The organism is Emticicia sp. 17c, assembly GCF_037153985.1.
Lineage (GTDB): Bacteria > Bacteroidota > Bacteroidia > Cytophagales > Spirosomataceae > Emticicia.
In genome coordinates, this window is sequence record NZ_JBBAYI010000009.1 from 210,965 (window position 1) to 232,162 (window position 21,198).

General features: G+C 40.5%; 16 protein-coding genes. 7 read left to right on the forward strand and 9 right to left on the reverse strand.

Features of this window, described 5'->3' with window-relative positions:
* The first annotated feature begins 87 nt into the window (after positions 1-87).
* Together WAA15_RS17735 and WAA15_RS17740 are read left to right on the forward strand one after the other, a co-directional pair.
* Positions 88-603, forward strand: coding sequence for a SixA phosphatase family protein (locus WAA15_RS17735; protein ID WP_337044163.1), 516 nt, complete (start codon positions 88-90; stop codon positions 601-603).
* A 49-nt stretch (positions 604-652) separates the two neighbouring features.
* On the forward strand, positions 653-805 hold the full coding sequence (locus tag WAA15_RS17740) for a hypothetical protein (protein WP_337044164.1): 153 nt from the start codon (positions 653-655) through the stop codon (positions 803-805).
* Between the two features lie 8 nt (positions 806-813).
* Here WAA15_RS17740 and WAA15_RS17745 read toward each other — a convergent pair whose 3' ends face one another.
* The 5 genes from WAA15_RS17745 to fdhD are packed head-to-tail and all read right to left on the reverse strand — an operon-like array spanning position 814 to position 8,242.
* Positions 814-1,659, reverse strand: a complete 846-nt coding sequence (locus WAA15_RS17745) for an endonuclease/exonuclease/phosphatase family protein (RefSeq protein ID WP_337044165.1) — start codon at positions 1,657-1,659, stop codon at positions 814-816.
* 15 nt (positions 1,660-1,674) lie between these two features.
* Positions 1,675-2,832, reverse strand: a complete 1,158-nt coding sequence (locus tag WAA15_RS17750) for an alginate lyase family protein (RefSeq protein ID WP_337044166.1) — start codon at positions 2,830-2,832, stop codon at positions 1,675-1,677.
* 34 nt (positions 2,833-2,866) lie between these two features.
* Positions 2,867-4,999, reverse strand: coding sequence for a glycoside hydrolase family 31 protein (locus WAA15_RS17755; RefSeq protein ID WP_337044167.1), 2,133 nt, complete (start codon positions 4,997-4,999; stop codon positions 2,867-2,869).
* A gap of 45 nt (positions 5,000-5,044) precedes the next feature.
* Entirely contained in the window at positions 5,045-7,375 is a 2,331-nt protein-coding gene (locus WAA15_RS17760) for an FdhF/YdeP family oxidoreductase (protein ID WP_337044168.1), read from the reverse strand.
* A 6-nt stretch (positions 7,376-7,381) separates the two neighbouring features.
* The gene (gene fdhD, locus WAA15_RS17765) at positions 7,382-8,242 is read right to left on the reverse strand and encodes a formate dehydrogenase accessory sulfurtransferase FdhD (protein ID WP_337044169.1); all 861 of its coding nucleotides are present in this window, start codon (positions 8,240-8,242) and stop codon (positions 7,382-7,384) included.
* A 308-nt stretch (positions 8,243-8,550) separates the two neighbouring features.
* On the opposite strand from fdhD, the gene WAA15_RS17770 reads away from it, so the two are divergent.
* From WAA15_RS17770 to WAA15_RS17780, 3 genes are all read left to right on the forward strand, one after another.
* Positions 8,551-10,602, forward strand: a complete 2,052-nt coding sequence (locus WAA15_RS17770; protein ID WP_442892810.1) for a prolyl oligopeptidase family serine peptidase — start codon at positions 8,551-8,553, stop codon at positions 10,600-10,602.
* Between the two features lie 73 nt (positions 10,603-10,675).
* Positions 10,676-12,715, forward strand: coding sequence for a tetratricopeptide repeat protein (locus WAA15_RS17775; RefSeq protein ID WP_337044171.1), 2,040 nt, complete (start codon positions 10,676-10,678; stop codon positions 12,713-12,715).
* Positions 12,716-12,752: 37 nt separating this feature from the next.
* Positions 12,753-13,616, forward strand: coding sequence for a class I SAM-dependent methyltransferase (locus tag WAA15_RS17780; RefSeq protein WP_337044172.1), 864 nt, complete (start codon positions 12,753-12,755; stop codon positions 13,614-13,616).
* Here WAA15_RS17780 and WAA15_RS17785 read toward each other — a convergent pair.
* The 3 genes from WAA15_RS17785 to WAA15_RS17795 all read right to left on the reverse strand — a co-directional run bounded on the left by WAA15_RS17785 (position 13,613) and on the right by WAA15_RS17795 (position 16,979).
* On the reverse strand, positions 13,613-14,323 hold the full coding sequence (locus WAA15_RS17785; protein WP_337044173.1) for a glycosyltransferase family 2 protein: 711 nt from the start codon (positions 14,321-14,323) through the stop codon (positions 13,613-13,615). The genes WAA15_RS17780 and WAA15_RS17785 overlap by 4 nt on opposite strands.
* A 118-nt stretch (positions 14,324-14,441) precedes the next feature.
* On the reverse strand, positions 14,442-16,061 hold the full coding sequence (locus WAA15_RS17790; RefSeq protein ID WP_337044174.1) for a glycerol-3-phosphate dehydrogenase/oxidase: 1,620 nt from the start codon (positions 16,059-16,061) through the stop codon (positions 14,442-14,444).
* A 51-nt stretch (positions 16,062-16,112) separates the two neighbouring features.
* Positions 16,113-16,979 carry a geranylgeranylglycerol-phosphate geranylgeranyltransferase gene (locus WAA15_RS17795; protein WP_337044175.1) on the reverse strand — a complete coding sequence of 289 codons (867 nt, stop codon included), beginning with the start codon at positions 16,977-16,979 and terminating at the stop codon, positions 16,113-16,115.
* A 130-nt stretch (positions 16,980-17,109) separates the two neighbouring features.
* Between WAA15_RS17795 and bshA the strand changes: the two genes are divergently transcribed.
* Positions 17,110-18,237, forward strand: a complete 1,128-nt coding sequence (gene bshA, locus WAA15_RS17800; protein WP_337044176.1) for an N-acetyl-alpha-D-glucosaminyl L-malate synthase BshA — start codon at positions 17,110-17,112, stop codon at positions 18,235-18,237.
* A 53-nt stretch (positions 18,238-18,290) separates the two neighbouring features.
* Here bshA and htpG read toward each other — a convergent pair whose 3' ends face one another.
* Positions 18,291-20,099 carry a molecular chaperone HtpG gene (htpG, locus tag WAA15_RS17805; protein WP_337044177.1) on the reverse strand — a complete coding sequence of 603 codons (1,809 nt, stop codon included), beginning with the start codon at positions 20,097-20,099 and terminating at the stop codon, positions 18,291-18,293.
* A 279-nt stretch (positions 20,100-20,378) separates the two neighbouring features.
* Here htpG and epsC point away from each other — a divergent pair, with 279 nt between their 5' ends.
* Positions 20,379-21,188 carry a serine O-acetyltransferase EpsC gene (epsC, locus tag WAA15_RS17810; protein WP_337044178.1) on the forward strand — a complete coding sequence of 270 codons (810 nt, stop codon included), beginning with the start codon at positions 20,379-20,381 and terminating at the stop codon, positions 21,186-21,188.
* Positions 21,189-21,198: the final 10 nt, after the last annotated feature.

Consider the following 21,198-nt stretch of genomic DNA (forward strand, 5'->3'; position numbering starts at 1 on the left):
CAAGTGTTTATTTTTGCTACATAATTTGTAAAAAAATAAATTTATTTCTCAGAATGCTTGTATATTCGTGCCAAAACCGTTGAAAATATGAAAAAATTGCTTTATCTAGTTCGCCATGCTACTGCCGAGGAAGGGGGGAACTCACCTATGTTTCGTGATTTTGACCGTAACCTTACTTCTCATGGCATTATAGAGGCGGCTCGGATGGGGAAATTTCTGGCAGAAAAAGACATAAAAATACAGTTGATTTTAAGTAGCGAAGCGGACCGCTGTAAGTCAACAGCCAAGATTTTTGCAGAACAACTGCATATTGATGCCGATGAAATTATGCTCGATGAAGCCATTTATGGCGGGGGAGCAAGGGCGTATCTGGCTGCTGTAAATAAGCTCGACGAAAATGTGAAGTCGGTAGCTATTTTTGGGCATAACCCCGATATCACTTTCTTTGCCGAATACCTTACCCGTGCCGACATTGGTGGCTCAATGGAAAAGGCAGGAGTAGTAGTAATTGAATTTGAAAAAACAAAATGGGCCGAGGTTTCTAATAAAAGCGGTAAGTTTTTACATTATTATTCTCCGAGCAATATAACAAAAACAGAATAGACTAAAACTGGCTGTACCCTCAAAAAGGAACAGCCGTGAGTACAAACAAATGACAAATAATACTTCAAATAACAAAAACCGTCTTATTTTCAGAATCATTTTTCTGTTGTTTCTGGCAATCGTAATATGGTTTCTTTACGATTTAGCACGCCAGACTACCGCTCCGTGGAATAAGAAAAAACAGATTGAACGCGCTTTTTAAGGGTGTTGTCAGAAAGCTAACACCGCCATAACCGGATGATGGTCAGAAGCAAACTTTCCGTTCCATGCTTCCGAAATTGTAGCGTGTTTCCTGACCTTGAAATCACCGTTCTTTACAAAAATATAATCGATTCTCATTCCTTCTTGTTCTCTTATCTGAAAGCCAGTAAATGAGCTATATGGTCCAAAATGTGGGCTTTCTGATAGATTTTCGGTATCTAGCAGGTGGTCGGGGTTATTGCTATCTGTAAGAATCTGAATTGGCTCAGAACTAGGTACGGCGTTAAAGTCGCCCGTAATAAGGGTAGGGGTATTGCCTGCAATTTCTTTTATGCGGGCTAATAAAAGTTTGGCACTTTCACGGCGTGCTACTACGGCTTCATGGTCAAAATGAGTGTTAAATACATAAAATATTTTTTTGTCGGCCTGCCGTTCAAACTTGGCATACGTAACTACACGGTTATAGCGTGCTTCCCAGCCCAAGCCGGGTTTTTCGGGGTGTTCGCTTAACCAGAATGTTTCGGTACTAAGTAAGGTGTATTTATCTTTCCGATAGAAAATACAAGAAAACTCGCCAGCTTGTTTGCCGTCGTCGCGGCCTTTTCCTACCCAACCATATTTATCTGGCAATAGTTGTTCAAGGTCATTAATCTGGCTGATAAATGCTTCTTGCATACCACAGATATCTACCTCAAAGAAAGTAAGAATACTGGCCAGGTTTTTCCTCCGGTTGGCCCATTGGTTATCTCCGTCCGAAGCAATTCCCAGCCGGATATTATAGGTCATTACATTCATTTCCTTTTGAGCAAAAACAGCTTGCATTGACAAGCATAACAGAACAAATAAAAAGCGCATTTTTTTCATAAGATATTATAGCCAGATAATGGGGTTGCGGATAGGTAAGTTTCTGATTATTTCTTCAGTAACAGGGTTGTGTTCGAGGCTTTTCCATGTAGTTAGCCAGTCGTTGTTCTGGAAAGCCGATGCCCCAAATACTAAAAATGGATGAGCCACAGGCCAGTTTTCCCAGTACATAACATCTTGCTGATAAGGCCATGTGCCTTTGTTTACTACATAAGGATACATAAACCCGATGGCTGTTTGAATATTTTGCCCTTCGGGGGTACTATAAACCCAGAGGTTATCGGTTTTGGTTGATAATATCTGGCAGATGGTAACCATTGCATCCAGATTAAACAATGAATATCCATACGGCTTTGTCCGGCGGAGTTCGAGCGGAAAACTACCATTTTGGGCCATTTGTGAAGGCAATAGGACAGTTTTATATCTGTTTCGGCAAAAATCCAGTAATGATTCATTGTTGGTTAGTTTGGCAAAGGAAGCTACCTGCATTACCCAACAGGTGCCATGATTATTTTTGGCCTCCATTTCATCTTTACCATAAGGGTGCGTAGTAAGCCAGTTGAGATACGCCGAAAACCAATTTTTTATCTGAGCCAGTATTTTTGTGTCTACATGAGCATCTTTTTCAAAAATCATAATGCCTTGTGCTACTTCCATCAGATGGATAGTGTCAATGATTCCTATACCTCGGCCCGACACCTTACGCGTAATTGCCTGTGCATAAAGTAATGAGGGGTTCATGCGGGTGGTTTCATTCACAAACCATGCCTGCAAATGAGTAAAGGCGTGGGTAAGGTATCTGGTATTATTAGTAATGACATAAGCCGATGCTAAAGCTCCGATAATTTTACTGAACCGAATCATGGCTTGTCGATGAGCTACGAAATTGTCAGGATTAGTGAGGCCGTCTCTCTGAATATACGGTCCGTCAGGATTAGCAGGGTCGGGCCACCAGTAATCACCTTCTGAATAAAAATCATGAATACCGCCTCCGCTACGGCTGCAAGTGGCTGCCGTAACAGTTACAGGGGCTTCTTTTAAAGCCCAATCGGCTTGGGCAAGCACCTGTTTTTGAAGTGTAGCAATAACCTGTTGTTTAATGGTTTGCTGTGCCAGCAAAGCAGGCGTTAAAAACAAGCAACAGACCAGTAGTAAAACACGCATCAGATGATTGAATAAATTGGAAGAACAAAAAAGCCTATTTCGTCATAAATTTCCAAGAGATATTGGCAATTGTGTTGGGTTTTCCTTGTTCCGGTTCCGAGATACTTCCTTTCCACTGCCCATCAGTCTGGCGCATAACTTTTATCGTGCGCCATGTATAAAGTCCTTTTTCATAATCAAAAGTTTCGCCGTCATCGTCATATAATCTGGCAAGGGCATTTTTTTGTCCGTAATGACGAATCTCAATATCGACTTTCTGACCAGAGGCTGGCGCATGAAGCATAGGCGGCATCATCGGTACTATTCCACCATCTTTTACAAAAACCGGAATTTTATTCAGGTTTGCTTCAATAGTAATTATTTCGCCGTTGCCTACGCAATTGCCTGTGTAAAAATCGTACCAGTTGCCTTTAGGCAGAATAACCTTACGGGAGGTCTGCCCTGTAAAAAAGGGAGCCACCATCAGGTATTCTCCGGCCATGTACTGGTCTTTTATTTCTCGGGTAACAGCTTCTTCATAAGGGTTTTCTTCCAGACTTTTGTTCAGTTTCTCTTTTTCAGGTATTGTGTTAAAACCTTCTTCCAGATTAATGGCTCTGAAAGGAGGTGTGCCTTCAAAATGATATTTGGCAAATTCGGTATACCAGTAAGGCATCATTTGCATTCTTAGCTGAGCAATTTCTTTTACCTCGTTGGCTACTTCCGGGAACGACCACGGCTTGGTACTGCTCGACCAAGCGTTAATCATAGCCATTGGCGAAAAACATACGGTTTGCATACGCCTGAGCCATTCTTCGCTGGTTTTTGAAGCCCTTACCTCTGGTGTCCATAATACTCCGGCAAAACCGCTGTTAATTAAAGCCGTAATAAAGTCCTGATGGCTGTAATTATCGTTATAAATCACATAAGGAAACGACACCCCTCCGGCGTTTGAGCCCCTTACTAACCCATAGGTACGCCTGTTATACTTTCTGAACACATCAGTACTGTATTTTTGTACTAACAGGCCATAGGTCTGCCGTATCTGCTCGGCACTACGGCCTGAGGGAAAAGTGGTTACATCGGGAAACAAGTATGAGTCGTAGCCGTCTACTTCATCAATTTTATAGCCGCTTATGCCAATTTTAATATGTTCCTGCTCAAATTTGGAAAAGAAAATCTGACGAGCCTTCGGAAGTGTAAAGTCAGGAATGGCACCTACCCAAACCGTATGTGAAGCAGTATAAGGAAGTATTGCAGGATAAATTGATGCCTGCGGAGATATATAAGGGTTGGTCCACAAATTTAACCGGATGTGTCTGTCTGCCATTTCTTTCACAAACTGGGGCGGATTCGGGAATCGGGTTTTATCCCACTCAAATGTGCAAGGATAAGATTTACTTTGCCAACCGGGTTCCAGACCAATAAAATCAAGAGGATACCCCTTTGCTTCAAATTCATTTGCTTCGTTCATTACGTCACTAGCGGTATATAGTCGGTTAACCCGTTGCGTAAAGCCCAGCCCCCAACGAGGTGGCAGACACCCACCACCGTTAAAGAGGTTAAACCTGCGAACTGCATCAATGGGTGTTGGGCCTGCAAAAATATATATTTCAACACCCTGTGCCGGAACAAGCACTTCTACTACATCCGAGTAAGGTTTGGCTGTCCAGTTTTTATCAGTATTTCTGTCCTGCACTTCTGGCGGATGTTTGCTGTCTTGCCTTACATTTGAACCCGCGTAAACATCGAGGTAGCGAGCAGAATTGATAAAAACGCCGTATCCTTTTGAAGATACATAGAATGGAGTAGGAGCGTGAGTACGGCCATTGTCAGTATTTCCGTAGTGGTCAACGTGTAGGCGCATGATTCGCCCTCTTTGATGAATAGTCTGGAAATTCAGGCCGAAGCCATATAATTGTTCTTCTTTTTCTAAAGGAAACTGTAAATAGGTTTTTCCATCATAAAATCGGGCAATAATGTCAGTTTTTGGTAATGGAAATCCTGATTCAGGTAGTTTTTGTAGGGCAGTAATAGCAGGCGGTATACCAACAGATTTTAAGAGGTCATAGCTCTCTGGTTTACCGACTGATGCCTTCCAGACACCTTTCTGTACTTCTACCCATTTTATTGACTGTGCATAGCTGCTCAATGAAAGTGTTACAAGAACAAATAATAATTTGTACATAGCGTAATATTAGGTTGAATCGTAGCTGAAAGATACGGATTTTTTCTATTTGGCTAGTACGATATTCCCCTCTTCTATTACTGGCTCGATGGTTATTACTACCGATTTTGAAGTAGGAGTCTGGCTTATGTCGGCATAACTATCAATAGGAACCAATACATTGGCTTCAGGAAAATAAGTAGCTACACATTTTGATGGAATATGATACGGAACCACAATAAAACGTTCGGCCAGCCGAGTAACACCGCCGAAATGGTTATAAAGATTAACCACCTGATAAGGCTTAAAACGGGCAGCTTGTATGTCGGCCTCATTCATTAATATGATTCTTCTTTCGTTATAGATACCTCTGTAACGGTCGTCTAAACCGTATACTGTTGTATTAAACTGGTCATGACTTCGGATGGTCATCATCAGGTATTCTGATGCCTTCAAGGAAATAGTATCCAAATGATTAACCGTAAATAGAGCTTTCGACGATTCGGTGGTAAATTTCCTTTCTCGTGGTGCATTGGGCAGATAAAAACCTGCCGGATGCCTGACACGGCTATTGTAATCATTAAAACCCTCAATGGTTTTTTCAATTAAACCCCTTATATGGTCGTAGTTACTGACGAGATGGTCCCAGTCAATTACTGAAGACTGTTCTGGAAGTGTTGCTTTAGCAATACCTGCAATAATGGCAGGCTCGCTCAGGAGAGTATCAGCAGGAGGAGTTAATACGCCTTGGCTACTCTGTACAACGCCCATTGAGTTTTCGACACTAACAAACTGGCTACCACTCGCTTGGGTATCAATATCAGTACGCCCCAGACATGGCAAAATCAAGGCTGTTTTACCATGTATCAGGTGGCTTCTGTTCAGCTTGGTAGAAACATGGGCAGTAAGCTGGCAGTTACGTAAGCCTTTGGCTGTAAATTCGGTATCGGGGGTAGCTGAAAGAAAGTTGCCCCCCATTGCCAGAAATACTTTGGCTTTTTGGTTGACCATAGCCTTAATGGCTTCAACGGTATCATAGCCATGTTTACGTGGTGGCGAAAAACCGAAAACTTTTTCTAATGTATTCAGAAAAGAATCTTTTGGTTTTTCATAAATACCCATTGTGCGGTCGCCCTGCACGTTTGAATGCCCACGCACGGGGCAGGTACCTGCGCCTTCTTTGCCAATACTACCTTTGAGCAGAAGCAAATTGACGATTTCCCTGATAGTAGGCACCGAGTTTTTGTGTTGTGTAAGCCCCATTGCCCAGCACACAATAATTCGGTCATGATTAATCAATAGCTGCGCAGCTTCTCTGATTTGTGCTAAACTAATGCCGCAATCGGCCGCTAGTTGTTCCGATTGATATTTTTTAAGGTCTTGTATATATTCGTTATAACCCTCGGTGTGTGCCTCAATAAAGGCTTTGTCTAGTACGTTTCCCTGTTGGGCTTCTGCTTCCAGTATAAGTTTATTGAGGGCTTTGAGCAAAGGCAGGTCACCGTTAATGCGCACTTGCAGATAAATGTCTGTTAGTTTTTCTCCGCCCAGAACTATATCTTTTAAATGTTGCGGGTGGTTAAACTGCAATAAACCTGCCTCAATGAGCGGATTAACAGAGATAATTCTGGCTCCGGCTTGTTTGGCTTTTTCGAGAGCCGTCAGCATTCTTGGATGATTAGTGCCAGGGTTTTGCCCCATAATCATAATTACCTCGGCCTTTTCAAAGTCGTCAAGCGTAACAGAGCCTTTACCTAGCCCAAGTGTCTCAGAAAGAGCCGAACCACTCGACTCATGGCACATATTTGAGCAGTCGGGCAGGTTGTTGGTGCCATACATCCTTACAAAAAGCTGGTAAAGAAAAGCCGCTTCATTGCTTGTTCGGCCTGAAGTATAAAAAATGGCTTCATCAGGCGAGCTTAAGCCGCGTAGGTTTTCCGCTATCAGGCCAAATGCCTCTTCCCATGAAATGCTTTCATAATGTGTTTTGCCTTCGCGTAATACCATTGGATGCGTTAACCGGCCTTGCTGCCCTAACCAGTAGTCAGACTTTTGCGAAAGCTCGGCTACTGAATAATTCTGAAAAAACGCAGGGCCAACTTTTCTTGTAGTGGCTTCTTCGGCAATAGCTTTAGCACCGTTTTCACAGTATTCGGCTATTCTTGAACGCTCTCCGTCGGGGTCAGGCCATGCACAACTGGGGCAGTCGATACCACCTTTCTGGTTCAGGTTTAGCAAAGCCTTTAAGCCACGTTTAACGGGCATGGCCCCAAAAACGTGTTTCATAGAGGAGTAAACCGCTTTTAGGCCGGCGGCTTCGCTGGCGGGCTGGCCAATTTCCAGACCTGTGAAATCGGCCGGAGGTTGAGGGCTTATCTGCTTGTTAGTATTCTTCATAATAGTTTAATTCATGACCCTATGGGTGCCGGTATACACATTAAAGCTATTTTCTCTCGAAAACCCTATCAGAGTTATACCAAAGTTATGGGCTGTTTCAATGGCAAGGCTCGATGGTGCGCCTACACATACAACTACCGGAATCCCCCCCATAACCGCTTTCTGAATAAGTTCAAAACTGGCGCGGCTACTCATAAATAACAAATGTGCTGATAAAGGTAACAGGTTTTGCTGAAAAGCAGCACCAATAACTTTGTCTAGGGCATTGTGCCTGCCTATATCCTCACGGAGTAGCATTAGCGTACCCGTATCTGGGTTATCTGGAGGTAAGCTGAATAAAGCGGCTACGTGCGAGCCACCAGTATGCCTGAAAAACACCTGTTTTTCTTCTACAAACATGGCTAGCTGGTAAATGAAGCTGGCTGATACCACACTAGTCGAGTCGACAGGAACAGGGCATTGCACCGCAATGGCTTCAATAGAAGCCTTGCCACAAATGCCACAACTTGAAGTAGCATAAAAATGCCTTTCGAGCCGACTGAAATCAAGAGTTATATCAGGCTGTAATTCTACCCGAACAATATTTTCCTGAGCCGTTCGCTGGTTATCGGTGCAATAATGAATTGATAAAATCTGCGAAAAATCTGTGATGATATTTTCGGTTAATAGAAAACCAAGTGCCAGTTCAAAATCGTGCCCTGTTGGTGTGCGCATGGTTACCGACAGGCTTTTTTGCTGACGATTATGCACATCTCCGTAGCCTAATCTTATTTCCAGAGGTTCTTCAACTACGACCAAATCGCTCTTTTCAATTGCTTCGGCTCCTTTATATTTAACGATACTTTCTGGTTTTATGGCATTAATCATGGCGTTTGCATAGCTTGTCGGATAAAAATTCTTATTCGTACATAAAAGTAAAAGATTCTATCTTTTAATGCTATGCCGGTTTATCTGATAACTCAAAAATTCATGCTTTAGTTAAGACGTATAGACGTAAAAATTATTTGTTTTGAAAGCATCAGAAATAAAATTTCAACCGTATAATCGCATAAAACCTCAGTGTCTGACGTATTTTTATAAAATATACGTTACTTTGTAGCATAAACTCATCTCATACTATGAAAAAATCCGTTAACCTTATAACTACCTTATTTCTTATTTTTCCTTGTCTAGTAATGGCACAATTAAATTATCCGGCAACACGTAAAATTGACCACACAGATAATTATCATGGCACTACCGTAGCAGACCCTTATCGCTGGTTAGAAGATGACCGCTCGGCTGAAACGGCCGAATGGGTAAAACAGCAAAACCTTGTAACTTTTGGCTATCTGGATAAAATACCTTACAGAGAAGCCTTACGTAAAAGACTTGAAAAAATATATAATTATGCTAAGTATTCGGCACCGAGCCGTAAAGGTGAATGGTTCTATTTCTATAAAAACGATGGACTTCAGAACCAATCAGTATTGTACCGCCAAAAAGGGCTGAACGGTACCCCTGAAATTGTTCTAGACCCCAACAAATTATCGAAAGATGCTACCACTCGTCTAGCTCAGTTTTCATTATCAAAAGATGGCAGATATGCTGCATACGCGCTGTCAAAAGGTGGGTCTGACTGGCAGGATATTCTTGTGATGGACATGGCTACCAAACAAAACCTGAGCGATAAACTGGAGTGGGTAAAGGTATCGGGCATTGCATGGCAGGGGAACGGTTTTTATTATAGCCGTTATCCTAAACCAGATGGTAGTGCGCTGGCTGCAAAAAATGAAAATCATCAGGTGTTTTTTCATAAAATAGGCACCTCGCAAGATGCCGATGAACTGGTATATGAAGACAAAGCTAATCCGCAGCGTTTTCATACCGTTGGAACCACCGAAGACGAGCAATTTGCGTTGCTGACTATCAGCGACCGTGGTAAAGGAAAAGATGGCAATGCTTTATTTTATAAAGAAGCAGGGGGCAAAACTTTTAAACCTGTGGTGGCAGATATTAGTGACTTCTCGTTTGGTGTCATTGAAAACGTAGGTAAAACCTTACTGATACAGACCAACAAAGATGCTAAAAACGAAAAAATCCAGCGTTTTGATACCAGTAATGGCACATGGAAAGAAATCATACCTGAAAAACCAGAACCCTTGCAGTCGTCGAGCATAGCAGGCGGGAAGCTATTTATTACTTACATGAAAGATGTAACCACACGCGCTTATGTATATAGCCTTGATGGTAAACTGGAAAACGAAATAAAATTGCCCGGTGTAGGGTCGGCTTCTGGTTTTAGGGGTAATGCCGACGACAAATTTGTATTCTACACGTTTACTTCGTTTAATTATCCTTCCACAATTTTCAGTTATGACATAGCTACCAAACAAAGTGCTGTTTTTCGTGCGCCAGAAGTCGATTTTAAATCGACAGACTTTGAAACCAAACAGGTTTTTTACCCAAGTAAAGATGGTACCCAGATTCCGATGTTTATTGTTTATAAAAAAGGTATAAAACTAGATGGCACCAACCCAACGCTTTTATATGGTTACGGAGGGTTCAATATCAGTCTTAATCCTGCTTTTAACCCTTTATTGATTCCGTTTCTGGAGCAGGGTGGGGTATACGCACAGGCAAACCTGAGAGGAGGGAGCGAATACGGCGAAAAATGGCATGAGCAAGGAATGAAATTAAAAAAACAAAATGTGTTTGATGATTTTATTGCCGCAGGCGAATACCTCATTGCCCAAAAGTACTGCGATAACGCCCATCTGGCTATTCGTGGAGGCTCGAATGGTGGGTTGCTGGTTGGTGCAGTTATGAACCAAAGACCCGAATTAGCCCGAGTGGCTATTCCGCAAGTGGGTGTAATGGATATGCTGCGTTTTCAGAAATTTACTATTGGCTGGAACTGGATTGCCGATTATGGTTCGTCAGACAACGAAGCTGAATTTAAGGCTTTATATGCTTATTCGCCGTTGCATAACATAAAAGCAGGAGTTAATTATCCGGCTACTTTAATTACCACAGCCGACCACGACGACCGCGTAGTGCCTGCGCATTCGTTCAAGTATGCTGCTACTTTGCAAGAGAAAGCCGGCAAGAGTAGTAGTAATCCTTTACTCATCCGAATTGATACCAATTCGGGGCATGGAGCAAGTAATACTGCCAAAAACATTGAAATGACCGCCGATATTTATGCTTTTATCTGGTGGAATATGGGAACACCATTAAATCTATAAAATATTTTTCAGGTTTAGAGAAGTACAGGGCTTCTCTAAACCTTTTAAAATCTGCCATCTTTTGGAATACCTTATGAAAAAGTTTTTTACCCTCCCGAGGCTATATCTGTTTTTGTTATTACTTGTAACCTGCCTCGTGTATAGTAATCATTTTTATAATGCTTTTCATTTTGATGACTCCCATACCATACAGAACAACCTGTATATCAGGAACATCAAAAATATTCCGCTGTTCTTTCAGGATGCAACTACTTTCAGTACCATGCCTAGTAATCAGGCTTACAGACCTGTGGTAACTACTTCGCTTGCATTTGATTATTGGCTTGGCAATGGTTACAACTTATTCTATTTCCATTTTATTACTTTTATCCTTTATCTGCTACAAGGCATATTCATGCTGTTTTTCTTTCTTAAAATATTTAATATTGCCTATAAGCATCAATGGAATTATTATATTGCCCTTACAGCCGTAGCATGGTATCTTTTACACCCTGCTATGGCCGAAACAGTGAATTATATTATTGCCCGCTCTGATATTCAATCGACTTTTTTTGTTGTATTGGCCTTCTACTTGTATTGTTATTCAGCTTTTAGTAAACGAACTTTCCTTTATCTTTTACCTATTGTTGCAGGTACATTAGCCAAGCCGCCTGCGGTGATGTTTGCCCCTATTTTGTTTTTTTATATTGCATTTTTTGAAAACCAGATGAGTGTTGGGGATTTTTTCAGAAGACGTAACATCAAACAAACGCTAGGCGTTATCAGGCAGGTAATTCCGGCTTTTGTTGTTTGTGCTTTATTATATATATGGGTTGATAAGTTTACCCCAAAAACATGGGAAGCTGGCGGTAATTCTATGTGGTTGTACCTCATCACTCAGCCCTTTGTAATTACTTATTATTTCGGCTCTTTTTTTCTGCCCATTCATTTAAGTGCTGATACAGACTGGCAATTGCTCGCTAGTGTCTGGGACCTCAGGTTTGCCATAGGTTGTTTGTTTATTGTGGCTATGCTGGCGGCAGGAGTTTATTTTTCCAGAAAAGCCGCTACCCGACCTATCAGCTTTGGTATTTTCTGGTTTTTTCTGGGTTTAATTCCTTCCTCAAGCATTATCCCATTAGGCGAAGTCATGAACGACCACCGGATGTATTTCCCCTTTGTGGGGCTGGTAATGGCTGTGGTATGGGGCATGGCCCTGATGCTAATGAAACATAGGTCATTCTATGAAAAACATGATACCTTCTTGGTTTCAGTCATCGCTGCGGTGCTTTTGGCGTATGGGGTTGGCACTTATCAAAGAAATGAAGTGTGGCATACCGAAGAAAGCCTTTGGTATGATGTAACCGTTAAAAGCCCTGCTAATGCCCGTGGCCTAATGAATTATGGTTTAGTAAAAATGGGGCAAGCCGACTACCAAGTTGCAGAAAAATATTTTTCAAAAGCTATGGCTATTACACCTAGCTACGCTACGTTGCAAATTAATATGGCTATACTCAAAGATGCCTTAGGCGATAGAACGGCGGCAGAAAACTACTTTAAAATGGCATTGATGTATAACAGTGTGTCGGCCGACTCATATTATTATTATAGCAATTGTCTGGTAAAGTGGAAACGGGCCGGTGAAGCCCTTCCACTGCTGAAAAAAGCTATCGAAATATCGCCCGCTTACATATCTGCCAGAGAGTTAATGATGAGAATATATGACTATCAGCAGAATTATGATAAATTACTGGAAATAGCCAATAGTACTTTACAAATTATGCCAGATAATAGTGGTGCAATCAGATACAAAGAGGCCGCTTTACAAAAGAAAACCAGACTTACGCTGGAACTTGAAGAAATAAACAAAGCGCCAAGCCCTGACAAATATCTTGGTTTAAGTGTTGTATATTACCAGATGGAGGAGTTTCAGAAAAGTATTGATTTGGCTTTGGAAGCCATTAAACTAAAGCCCGATTATGCCGAAGCCTATAATACGATTGGCTCGGCTTATAATGCGTTGAATGAATATCAGGCAGCCATTCCGTTTTTGAAAAAGGCCATTGCGCTTAAACCCGATTTACAGATAGCAAAAAATAATCTGGCCTTTTCAGAAAAAAATATCCGACAATAGTTTATCTCAGTAGAAGCAACAAAAAGCCCTTGATAGCATGAAACAATGTATTGTATGTGGTAACGAACAAGAATTAAAATTAAAACTAAAACATAGGGTGTATCATTGTGCGTCGTGTGACTTATATTCATCGGATGCTAGTTTTGATTTGACATTTGTGTCTGCTCTGGCCGAAGAAAGCCGTGAGATAGGGCTAAAAAAACTACGTTTCCATAATTTTGATTTAATTGTGAGGCAATTAAAAGATACATATTTCAAAAATAAAACAAGTATCAGAGGGTTGGAAATAGGAAGTGGTAATGGCTGGTGGCTTGAAGTTTGCAGAAATAATAATATTCAATGCTTGGGTATAGAACCTGAAAAAACTTTTACGGAATACTATAAAGCCAATAATCTGGAAGTAGTAGAGGGGTTTTATCCGAATACTGCCACAACATTAACCGAAGGATACGATTTTATTATTTTTAATGATGTTTTTGAGCATATTTCTGACCTTGAAAGTTTACTTGTAAGTCTAAGAAAAGACCTGAAAAAAGACGGGCTGTTAATTATTAATCTGCCCATGAGTAATGGTTTTTTCTACCGTACAGGTAAGCTGTTGTACCATCTGGGAGTGAAGTCCTTTCTGGATAGGTTATGGCAGTTTAACTTTCATAGCCCACACATTAACTATTTTAATGCCGTAAATCTGCCAACGTATCTGGGTAAGTATGACTTTACTTTAATGAATCAGTTCAGGTTAGAATCTCTTGATTTTTCGAGTATCAAGGAAAGAATCATGGCAGATAATAAAATCGGGAAAATAAAAGCGTATCTGATTACTACGGTGTTGCTATTCATCAAGCCTGTTATTTTGCACACCAGCCCTGATATCAGGGTGTTTTTCTTTCAAAAACATTAGTATTTTCTGATATAAGAAAAAAACATGGCAATACTTACTTTTATCATGTAATAAATGCTTCCGAACGAACGAATAGACGATTGCCCGCCTTGCCGTTCTTTCATCATGACAGGTACTTCTGCAATTGACAGCCCTTCTTTGGCAAATATAACCAGTGATTCTGGCTCGGGGTATTCGTCTGGATAATTACTGGCGGCAATAGAAATGGCTTTTTTATCGAACAGCCGGAAGCCTGATGTAATATCAAAAATACGTTTTCCTGTAAGTAACTGATGCAGCCAATGAAAGTAAGCAATACCACTACGCCGCAGCACAGACGACTGAAAACCTTCTTTCCGTATAAAACGAGAACCTATAATAACATTGGCCTTTGTTTGCTCGTAATGGTGAAGTAATTTAATGAGTTCGGCAGGCGGATGTTGCCCGTCGCCATCTATCTGAACGGCCAAGTCATATTCGTGTTCATAGGCATATTTGTAACCTGTTTGTACAGCCCCACCAATACCAAGATTCACGGGTAGGTCAAGAATAATAGTCTTGAACTGTGTGGCTATTGCCAGCGTATTATCAGTTGAACAATCGTTTATAACAGCAATATTCAGTTGAAATTCGTCAGGTAATTCAAGATTCGATAGTTCGGTTAACAACGAGGCAATAGCGGCTTCTTCATTAAAGCATGGGATAATTGCTAATAATTTTTTAGCCATTGGTAATGTGTGCAAGCGTTTGTAAGTGGAAATAATGATTTGTCAGGTATTGATACAACAACGAAAATTGCTTCAAGCCTGATACAAAATAATCAAATTATTTCGATACGAAAAATAGTTACCCCAAGGCGGCACTTTGCATGAAACTTTTCAGCAAAGCATGATACTCAGTAATATACTTTTGTTTTTGTTCCTCAGTCCAGTTTAATTGAGAACCCATCAGGTCGGCTACTATCTGAACCGAATCATAAGTAGCTTGCCAGTCGAGTAACTCCATGCGTATGCGTCTGGCAAAGAAATCACGGAGTATGCAAACCATTTCTTCCTGTACGCTGTAAATCACTTCTGCATGAATATATGGGTAGCTTGGGTGAATGCGTTCGGTTGAACCATACTTTAAAACGGTAAAGGCTTGTGTGCCATATTTTTTTACCAGATGCTGGCAGGTATCTGTATCTAACTGATACTCCTGCTGAATAGTTTTCCAGCTATCGAAGTGGTAGTTTTCTCCACCCACCAGATAATGCTGTTCAGTTGTGCAATTGGCAGCGAGGTTTAAAAGCTGGCAGGCTTCATCAATGGTATCTTTTGCCATAAGGCGGTAAGTAGTCCATTTGCCTCCAAGCAGGCTTAGCAGGTTTGCTTTTTCGTCATATTCTACTTCATGGTCACGTACTAGTTTTTTGGTAGCTTTTGAGCCTGACGAGGCAATGAGCGGGCGTAACCCACCAAAACCCGACTTAATACTCGAGCGGTCGGGTACTTTAGCCAGATAGGGCCGAAGGGTGTCTAATAAAAAATCTATTTCTTTACTTTCCAGTCGGGGTTCTTTTTGTAAATCCTGATACTCGTCATCGGTAGTGCCAACCATTACATCGCCTTCAAAAGGAATAACAAATACTACACGGCCGTCTTTCGTTTTCGGAATAAGCATGGCATCGTTACTTTTCAGTACGTCGGCAGGTAGCATAATATGTACGCCTTTGCTGGGGCGGAGGCGTTTTTCTTGCAACGGATTCGCCATCAGCCTGATGTAGTCAGCAAACGGGCCTGTACAGTTAATAAATAGTTTTGCCCGTATATTGAGTGTTACATTGTTAATGGTATCGTCAACAGTAGCCGAAAGAATTTTGCCGGAGGCATCTTTCTGAAATGCTGTTACTTCGGCATGGTTAATAACGGCTGCTCCCTGCTGGTCGGCGCTATGGGCTAGGGCCAGACAATAGCGTGCATCATCTAGTTGCCCGTCATAGTACATAACCGAACTATGTAGCTTGGGCGTTAGGGTAGGTATACGCTCGAAAGTTTCCTTTTTATTGAGCCACATGGCTTTGGGGAGAGTATCATTTTTGGCAAAAAAGCCATAAATGGTCAGTCCGATGGTAAAGTATAAACCTTCAAACCAACTGAATACGGGTGTAACAAGGGCCAGCGGATGTGCCAGATGTGGGGCATTTTTAATAACAATGTGGCGTTCTTCCAGCCCATGCCTTACTTGGCGTAGTTGCCCGAAGTCAAGATTTTTAAAGGCTTGTTCAAGATACCTGACACCACCGTGTATCAGTTTAGTTGATTTTGAAGAGGTTTCAGCGGCAAAATCATTCTTTTCTATCAATGCTACGCGTAGCCCTCTTAGAGCGGCATCGAGTGCGCAACCCGTGCCACTAGCACCCCCACCTATAATACAGACGTCAAATTCTTCCTGTTTAATGCGTTCGATATTTTTATTTCTGTTCATAGGTAGTAAGTTAAATAGGTTAATTAATAGCAGAATAAGGTATGGCTATATTTATACAAAAATCATACTTGCAATGCCACCTAACATAATTATTTTACAAATTCGGCTAAGTAGGGTAAAATCTTTCTTTTTGTCGGCCCAATAGAGTTTATTCATTAACCAGCTGAAAATAATAATAGAACCACTAAAAATCATAATCAGGTATCGGTTATGAAGGCTGTAAGCCATAAAAAACAATATCGAAACAAAAAGGATAATAAAGACATAAAGCAGGATTTTAGTTCGCCTGATACCCCAGATGATAGGTAGTGTACGGCAACCATAGCGGGCGTCACCTCGGATATCTTCCATATCCTTGATTATTTCTCTGATAAGCGAAATCGAAAAGGCAAACAGCGCGTAAATATTTACAAGCATTTCGTTTTGCTTGTAATAAATGCCCAGTACTACCAGAGAAAATGACGTAAGAAAAGCTACCAGAAAATTGCCAATAAATGCCTGTCTCTTGAAGCGTTCAGAATAGAACCATAAAGCCGAAACGGCAAATACATTGATTAAAAAAACTTTTAATCCTAAAAAAAAGCCAATGCTTATGCCAATAAAATTGAGTAGCTGATGGTGTAGGATAGCCCAACGGCGTTTAATGATTTTCCCGATAATGACCTCGCGTGGTTTATTAACCAAATCAATTTTAATATCGAAATAATCATTGATAATATACCCGCCTGCGGCAATACAAACCGTTGCAAAAACAAGCATAAATAGCTTGTAGTCAAATATATAAGAACGCCATTCTTCTTTGGGGCCAACCAAAAAAATTCTGGCCATGTATTGGGTGAATACAATTATGAGAAGGTTAGTAACACGAACTAACCTGAAAAACGCGCTTATTATTTTTACGAATTCAGTAGTGTTCATTTTCTCAAAAATACTAAAATTGTTTGAAACAATAGCGATGCCACCAAAAAACACAAATACTTAATAAATTAATTTGGGACTTTTTTTGAAAAAAATTGTTGTACTAAAAAACGGTCTTTAAACCATATCTATGAAAATTGGAATAGTTTGTTATCCTACTTTTGGAGGAAGCGGCGTTGTAGCTACCGAATTAGGTAAAGCACTCGCAAAAAATGGTCATCAGGTACACTTTATCACTTATACGCAGCCGGCAAGGCTAGATTTTTTTAATGAGAACATTTTTTACCATGAAGTAAATATTGCCAGTTATCCGCTTTTTCAGTATCCGCCCTATGAGTCGGCATTAGCAGGAAAAATGGTAGACGTTGTAAAATATGAAAAACTGGATATTTTGCACGTACATTATGCTATTCCGCATGCTACTTCGGCATTTTTGGCCAAACAGATACTAAAGTGTCAGGGTATTAATATTCCGGTAATTACTACCCTTCATGGAACCGACATCACTATTGTCGGAAAAGATGCTACGCTGGCCCCTGTGGTTACTTTCAGTATTAATGAATCGGACGGTGTAACAACGGTTTCGGCAGACCTGCAAAGAGAAACGTACAATGCTTTCCGTGTAAGCAAGGAAATAGAAGTGATTCCGAACTTTGTTGACCTTGAGCGGTTCAAAAAACAGAAAAAAGAACATTTTAAACGTATTATCTGTCCTAATGACGAGAAATTGCTAGTGCATACCTCAAATTTCAGGCGGGTAAAACGTATCGATGATATTATCAGGGTTTTTGCCCAATTGAAGACCCTTACACCTAGCAAACTATTACTGGTGGGTGATGGCCCCGAACGTGTGGCAATGGAACAGCTAAGCCGTGATTTGGGGCTGGGCGAGGATGTACGTTTTGTTGGTAAACTCGATGCAATAGAAGAAGTACTATCAGTAGCTGACCTGTTTCTGATGCCATCTGAAAAAGAGAGTTTCGGATTAGCGGCTTTGGAAGCAATGGCTTGTGAAGTGCCTGTTATTTCGACTAACACAGGTGGTTTACCAGAACTTAACGTGCAGGGTGTTACGGGCTTTTTAAGTAACGTAGGCGATATTGAAGATATGGTGAAAAACGCAAATTATATTCTGCAAGACGAAAACCTGCCCAGATTTAAACAAAATGCTTTGGCTCATGCGCAGGAATTTGACATTTCAAAAATAGTACCTAAATATGAACAGTACTATGAGAAGATAATCAATGGTATTCAATAAAAATACAAAATGCCTCATGAAACCCATGAGGCATTTTGTATGAATAAGGTATCTTAAAGTGCAGCTACCGTTCTTTCAACAAAACGTGTAAGCTCACTACCTGATAACATTCCTTGTGCCAACAGAGCCAAATCGTATAATTGTTTGGCCAGTTGTTTTTGTGCCTCTGGCTCGCTGGTTTGCAAGAGCTTGTTAATTAAAGTATGGTTTGTATTAACCACTACGTTATTTCCCATAGGCATCATGCCGAACATATCGTTCTGACCACTCACCCGTGACATATCTTTCCAGCGACGCATAAATTCTGGCTGTATAATTGTTACAGGCATTTCGTCGGTTGGCAACGATTCCAACTGAATTGTGTTAGCACCTGCTATTTCTTTAAACAGTTCTTCCACCTTTTTCTTTTCATCGTCGTTCAGTACACTTTCAATGGCTAAACCTTTGTCAATCAACTTCTCAATATTGTCAGAGTCAACACGTTTGAAAGTTACATTCTCAAGTTTAGACTCCAGCGCGTTAATGAAATGCGCATCAAGCGGCGAATCCATAATGAGCACATCATACCCACGTTTTTTAGCCGAGTTAATGAAGGCGTCCTGCTGATTCGTATCATTCGCATATAAAAATACAACTTTATTATCTTTGTCGCTTTGGTTTACCTGTACTTTCTCACGGTACTCTTCAAGCGTAAAGCATTCTTTATCAGCGTTTTTCAAAAGTGTAAATTCTTTGGCTCTATCATAGAATTTATCATCTGAAACAATGCCGTATTTTACAAAAATGCCTACACTTTCCCATTTTTCTTCAAAACCTTTGCGGTCGTTTCTGAATAATTCCTGTAATTTATCAGCTACTTTTTTAGTAATATGTGAATTGATTTTCTTCACGTTACCATCGGCTTGCAAATAGCTGCGTGACACGTTCAACGGAATATCCGGCGAGTCAATAACGCCATGTAGTAGTTGTAAAAACTCCGGTACTACATCTTTTACGTCGTCAGTAATAAATACCTGACGGCTGTATAACTGTACTTTTTCGCGGGTTAGCTGAAAATCCTTTTTGATTTTAGGGAAGTATAAAACCCCTGTCAGGTTGAAAGGATAATCTACGTTTAGATGAATCCAGAACAATGGGTCTTCACTGAAAGGATACAGTTCTTTGTAGAATGCTTTGTAGTCTTCTTCTGTTAGTTCAGACGGAGACTTGGTCCAGATAGGGTTCGGATTATTAATTACTTTCCCGTCGAACTCAATTTCAACTGGCAGGAACTTGGCATATTTTTCAAGAATCTGGCTGATTCTGAAATTTTCCAGAAACTCTTCTGAATCAGGAGCAATATGCAGAATAATATCTGTTCCGCGTGTTTCTTTCTCTGCGTCAGTAATTTCAAACTCGGTGCTTCCGTCACAAATCCAGCGGGCTGCCGGTTCGTCACGGTACGACTTCGTAATAATTTCGACGTTCTGCGCTACCATAAAAGCTGAATAAAAACCTAAACCAAATTGGCCAATAATCTGGTTAGTATTAGGCGTATCCTGATATTTTTCCAGAAACTCTTTAGCACCTGAAAATGCAATCTGATTAATATATTTTTTGATTTCTTCGGCGCTCATCCCGATTCCTTTATCAGAAATGGTAATGGTTTTGGCTTCTTTATCCACATAAACCTTTACCGTCAAGTCGCCTAGTTCGCCGTTAAATTCGCCTATTGAAGAAAGTTTTTTTAATTTTTGTGTGGCGTCGACAGCATTAGATACCAACTCACGCAGGAATATTTCGTGGTCAGAATAAAGAAATTTCTTGATAATGGGAAAAATGTTTTCGGTGTTAATCGAAATCGTACCTTTTTCTGCTACCATAATTATGTATCTTTTTAAAGTGTTTTATTACAATGTTCAGGGTATATCAATTTGCATTCCAATGCCTTGAAGAAAGCCCAAAACCTGACATATTGACAGAGAAAAGGCAATACTAGTATACTTATTTAAGTCAAAAATTACAGATATTGTAGTTTAGTCAAAAAAAAATTAATTTTACTTCTATGCTTTTTTTAGCAAATTCGTTGTAAGTAGGAACGGTGGCATCATTTTGGGTGTTATCCAGCATATCTACCAATATAGTATTTTAAACCATGAGCTATGAATAAGCTTTTCTTTCAACATATCTTTGACAAGCACCAGCACACAGAGCCTGTGCCTCCTACCAAAGAAATTGCCAATTGGGCATTGCGTATTATCCGTTTGCTTTTTCCTGAGCAAACGAAAGAATATTTTCGCTCAGAAGAAGAAATTGAAATACAATTTAAGAATCTGGAGTTAGAGTTAAGAAATATTCTGATTTCGACCTACCAATGCAAAGATTGTAACCCTGAATGGAAAGCAAATGAATTTTTCGAGAAAATTCCGAAAATATATGAAACCCTGAGAACTGATATAAAGGCCATTATTGAAGGTGACCCTGCCGCCAGAAGCGAATTTGAAGTCGTAAGGGCGTATCCGGGGTTTTATGCCATTTCGTTTTATCGGCTGGCACATGAGCTACATTTGTTACAAATACCGCTCTTGCCACGTATTCTGACAGAATATGCCCATTCAAAAACAGGTATTGATATACACCCGGGTGCAAAAATTGATGAATCTTTCTTTATTGACCACGGCACAGGCGTAGTAATTGGCGAAACAACAATTATAGGTAAAAATGTGAAGCTGTATCAGGGGGTAACACTAGGAGCTTTGAGCGTAGAGAAATCAATGGCTAATAGTAAACGCCACCCAACTGTTGAAAACAACGTGGTGATTTATTCAGGAGCTACTATTCTCGGTGGTAATACTATTATTGGGCAGCACTCAATTATAGGTGGTAACGTCTGGCTCACAAAGTCTGTGCCTGCGTATTCAACGGTGTATCATAAGCCTGAAATAAAAGTAGTTGAAAGAGAAATAGTATAATGTTTGTTTA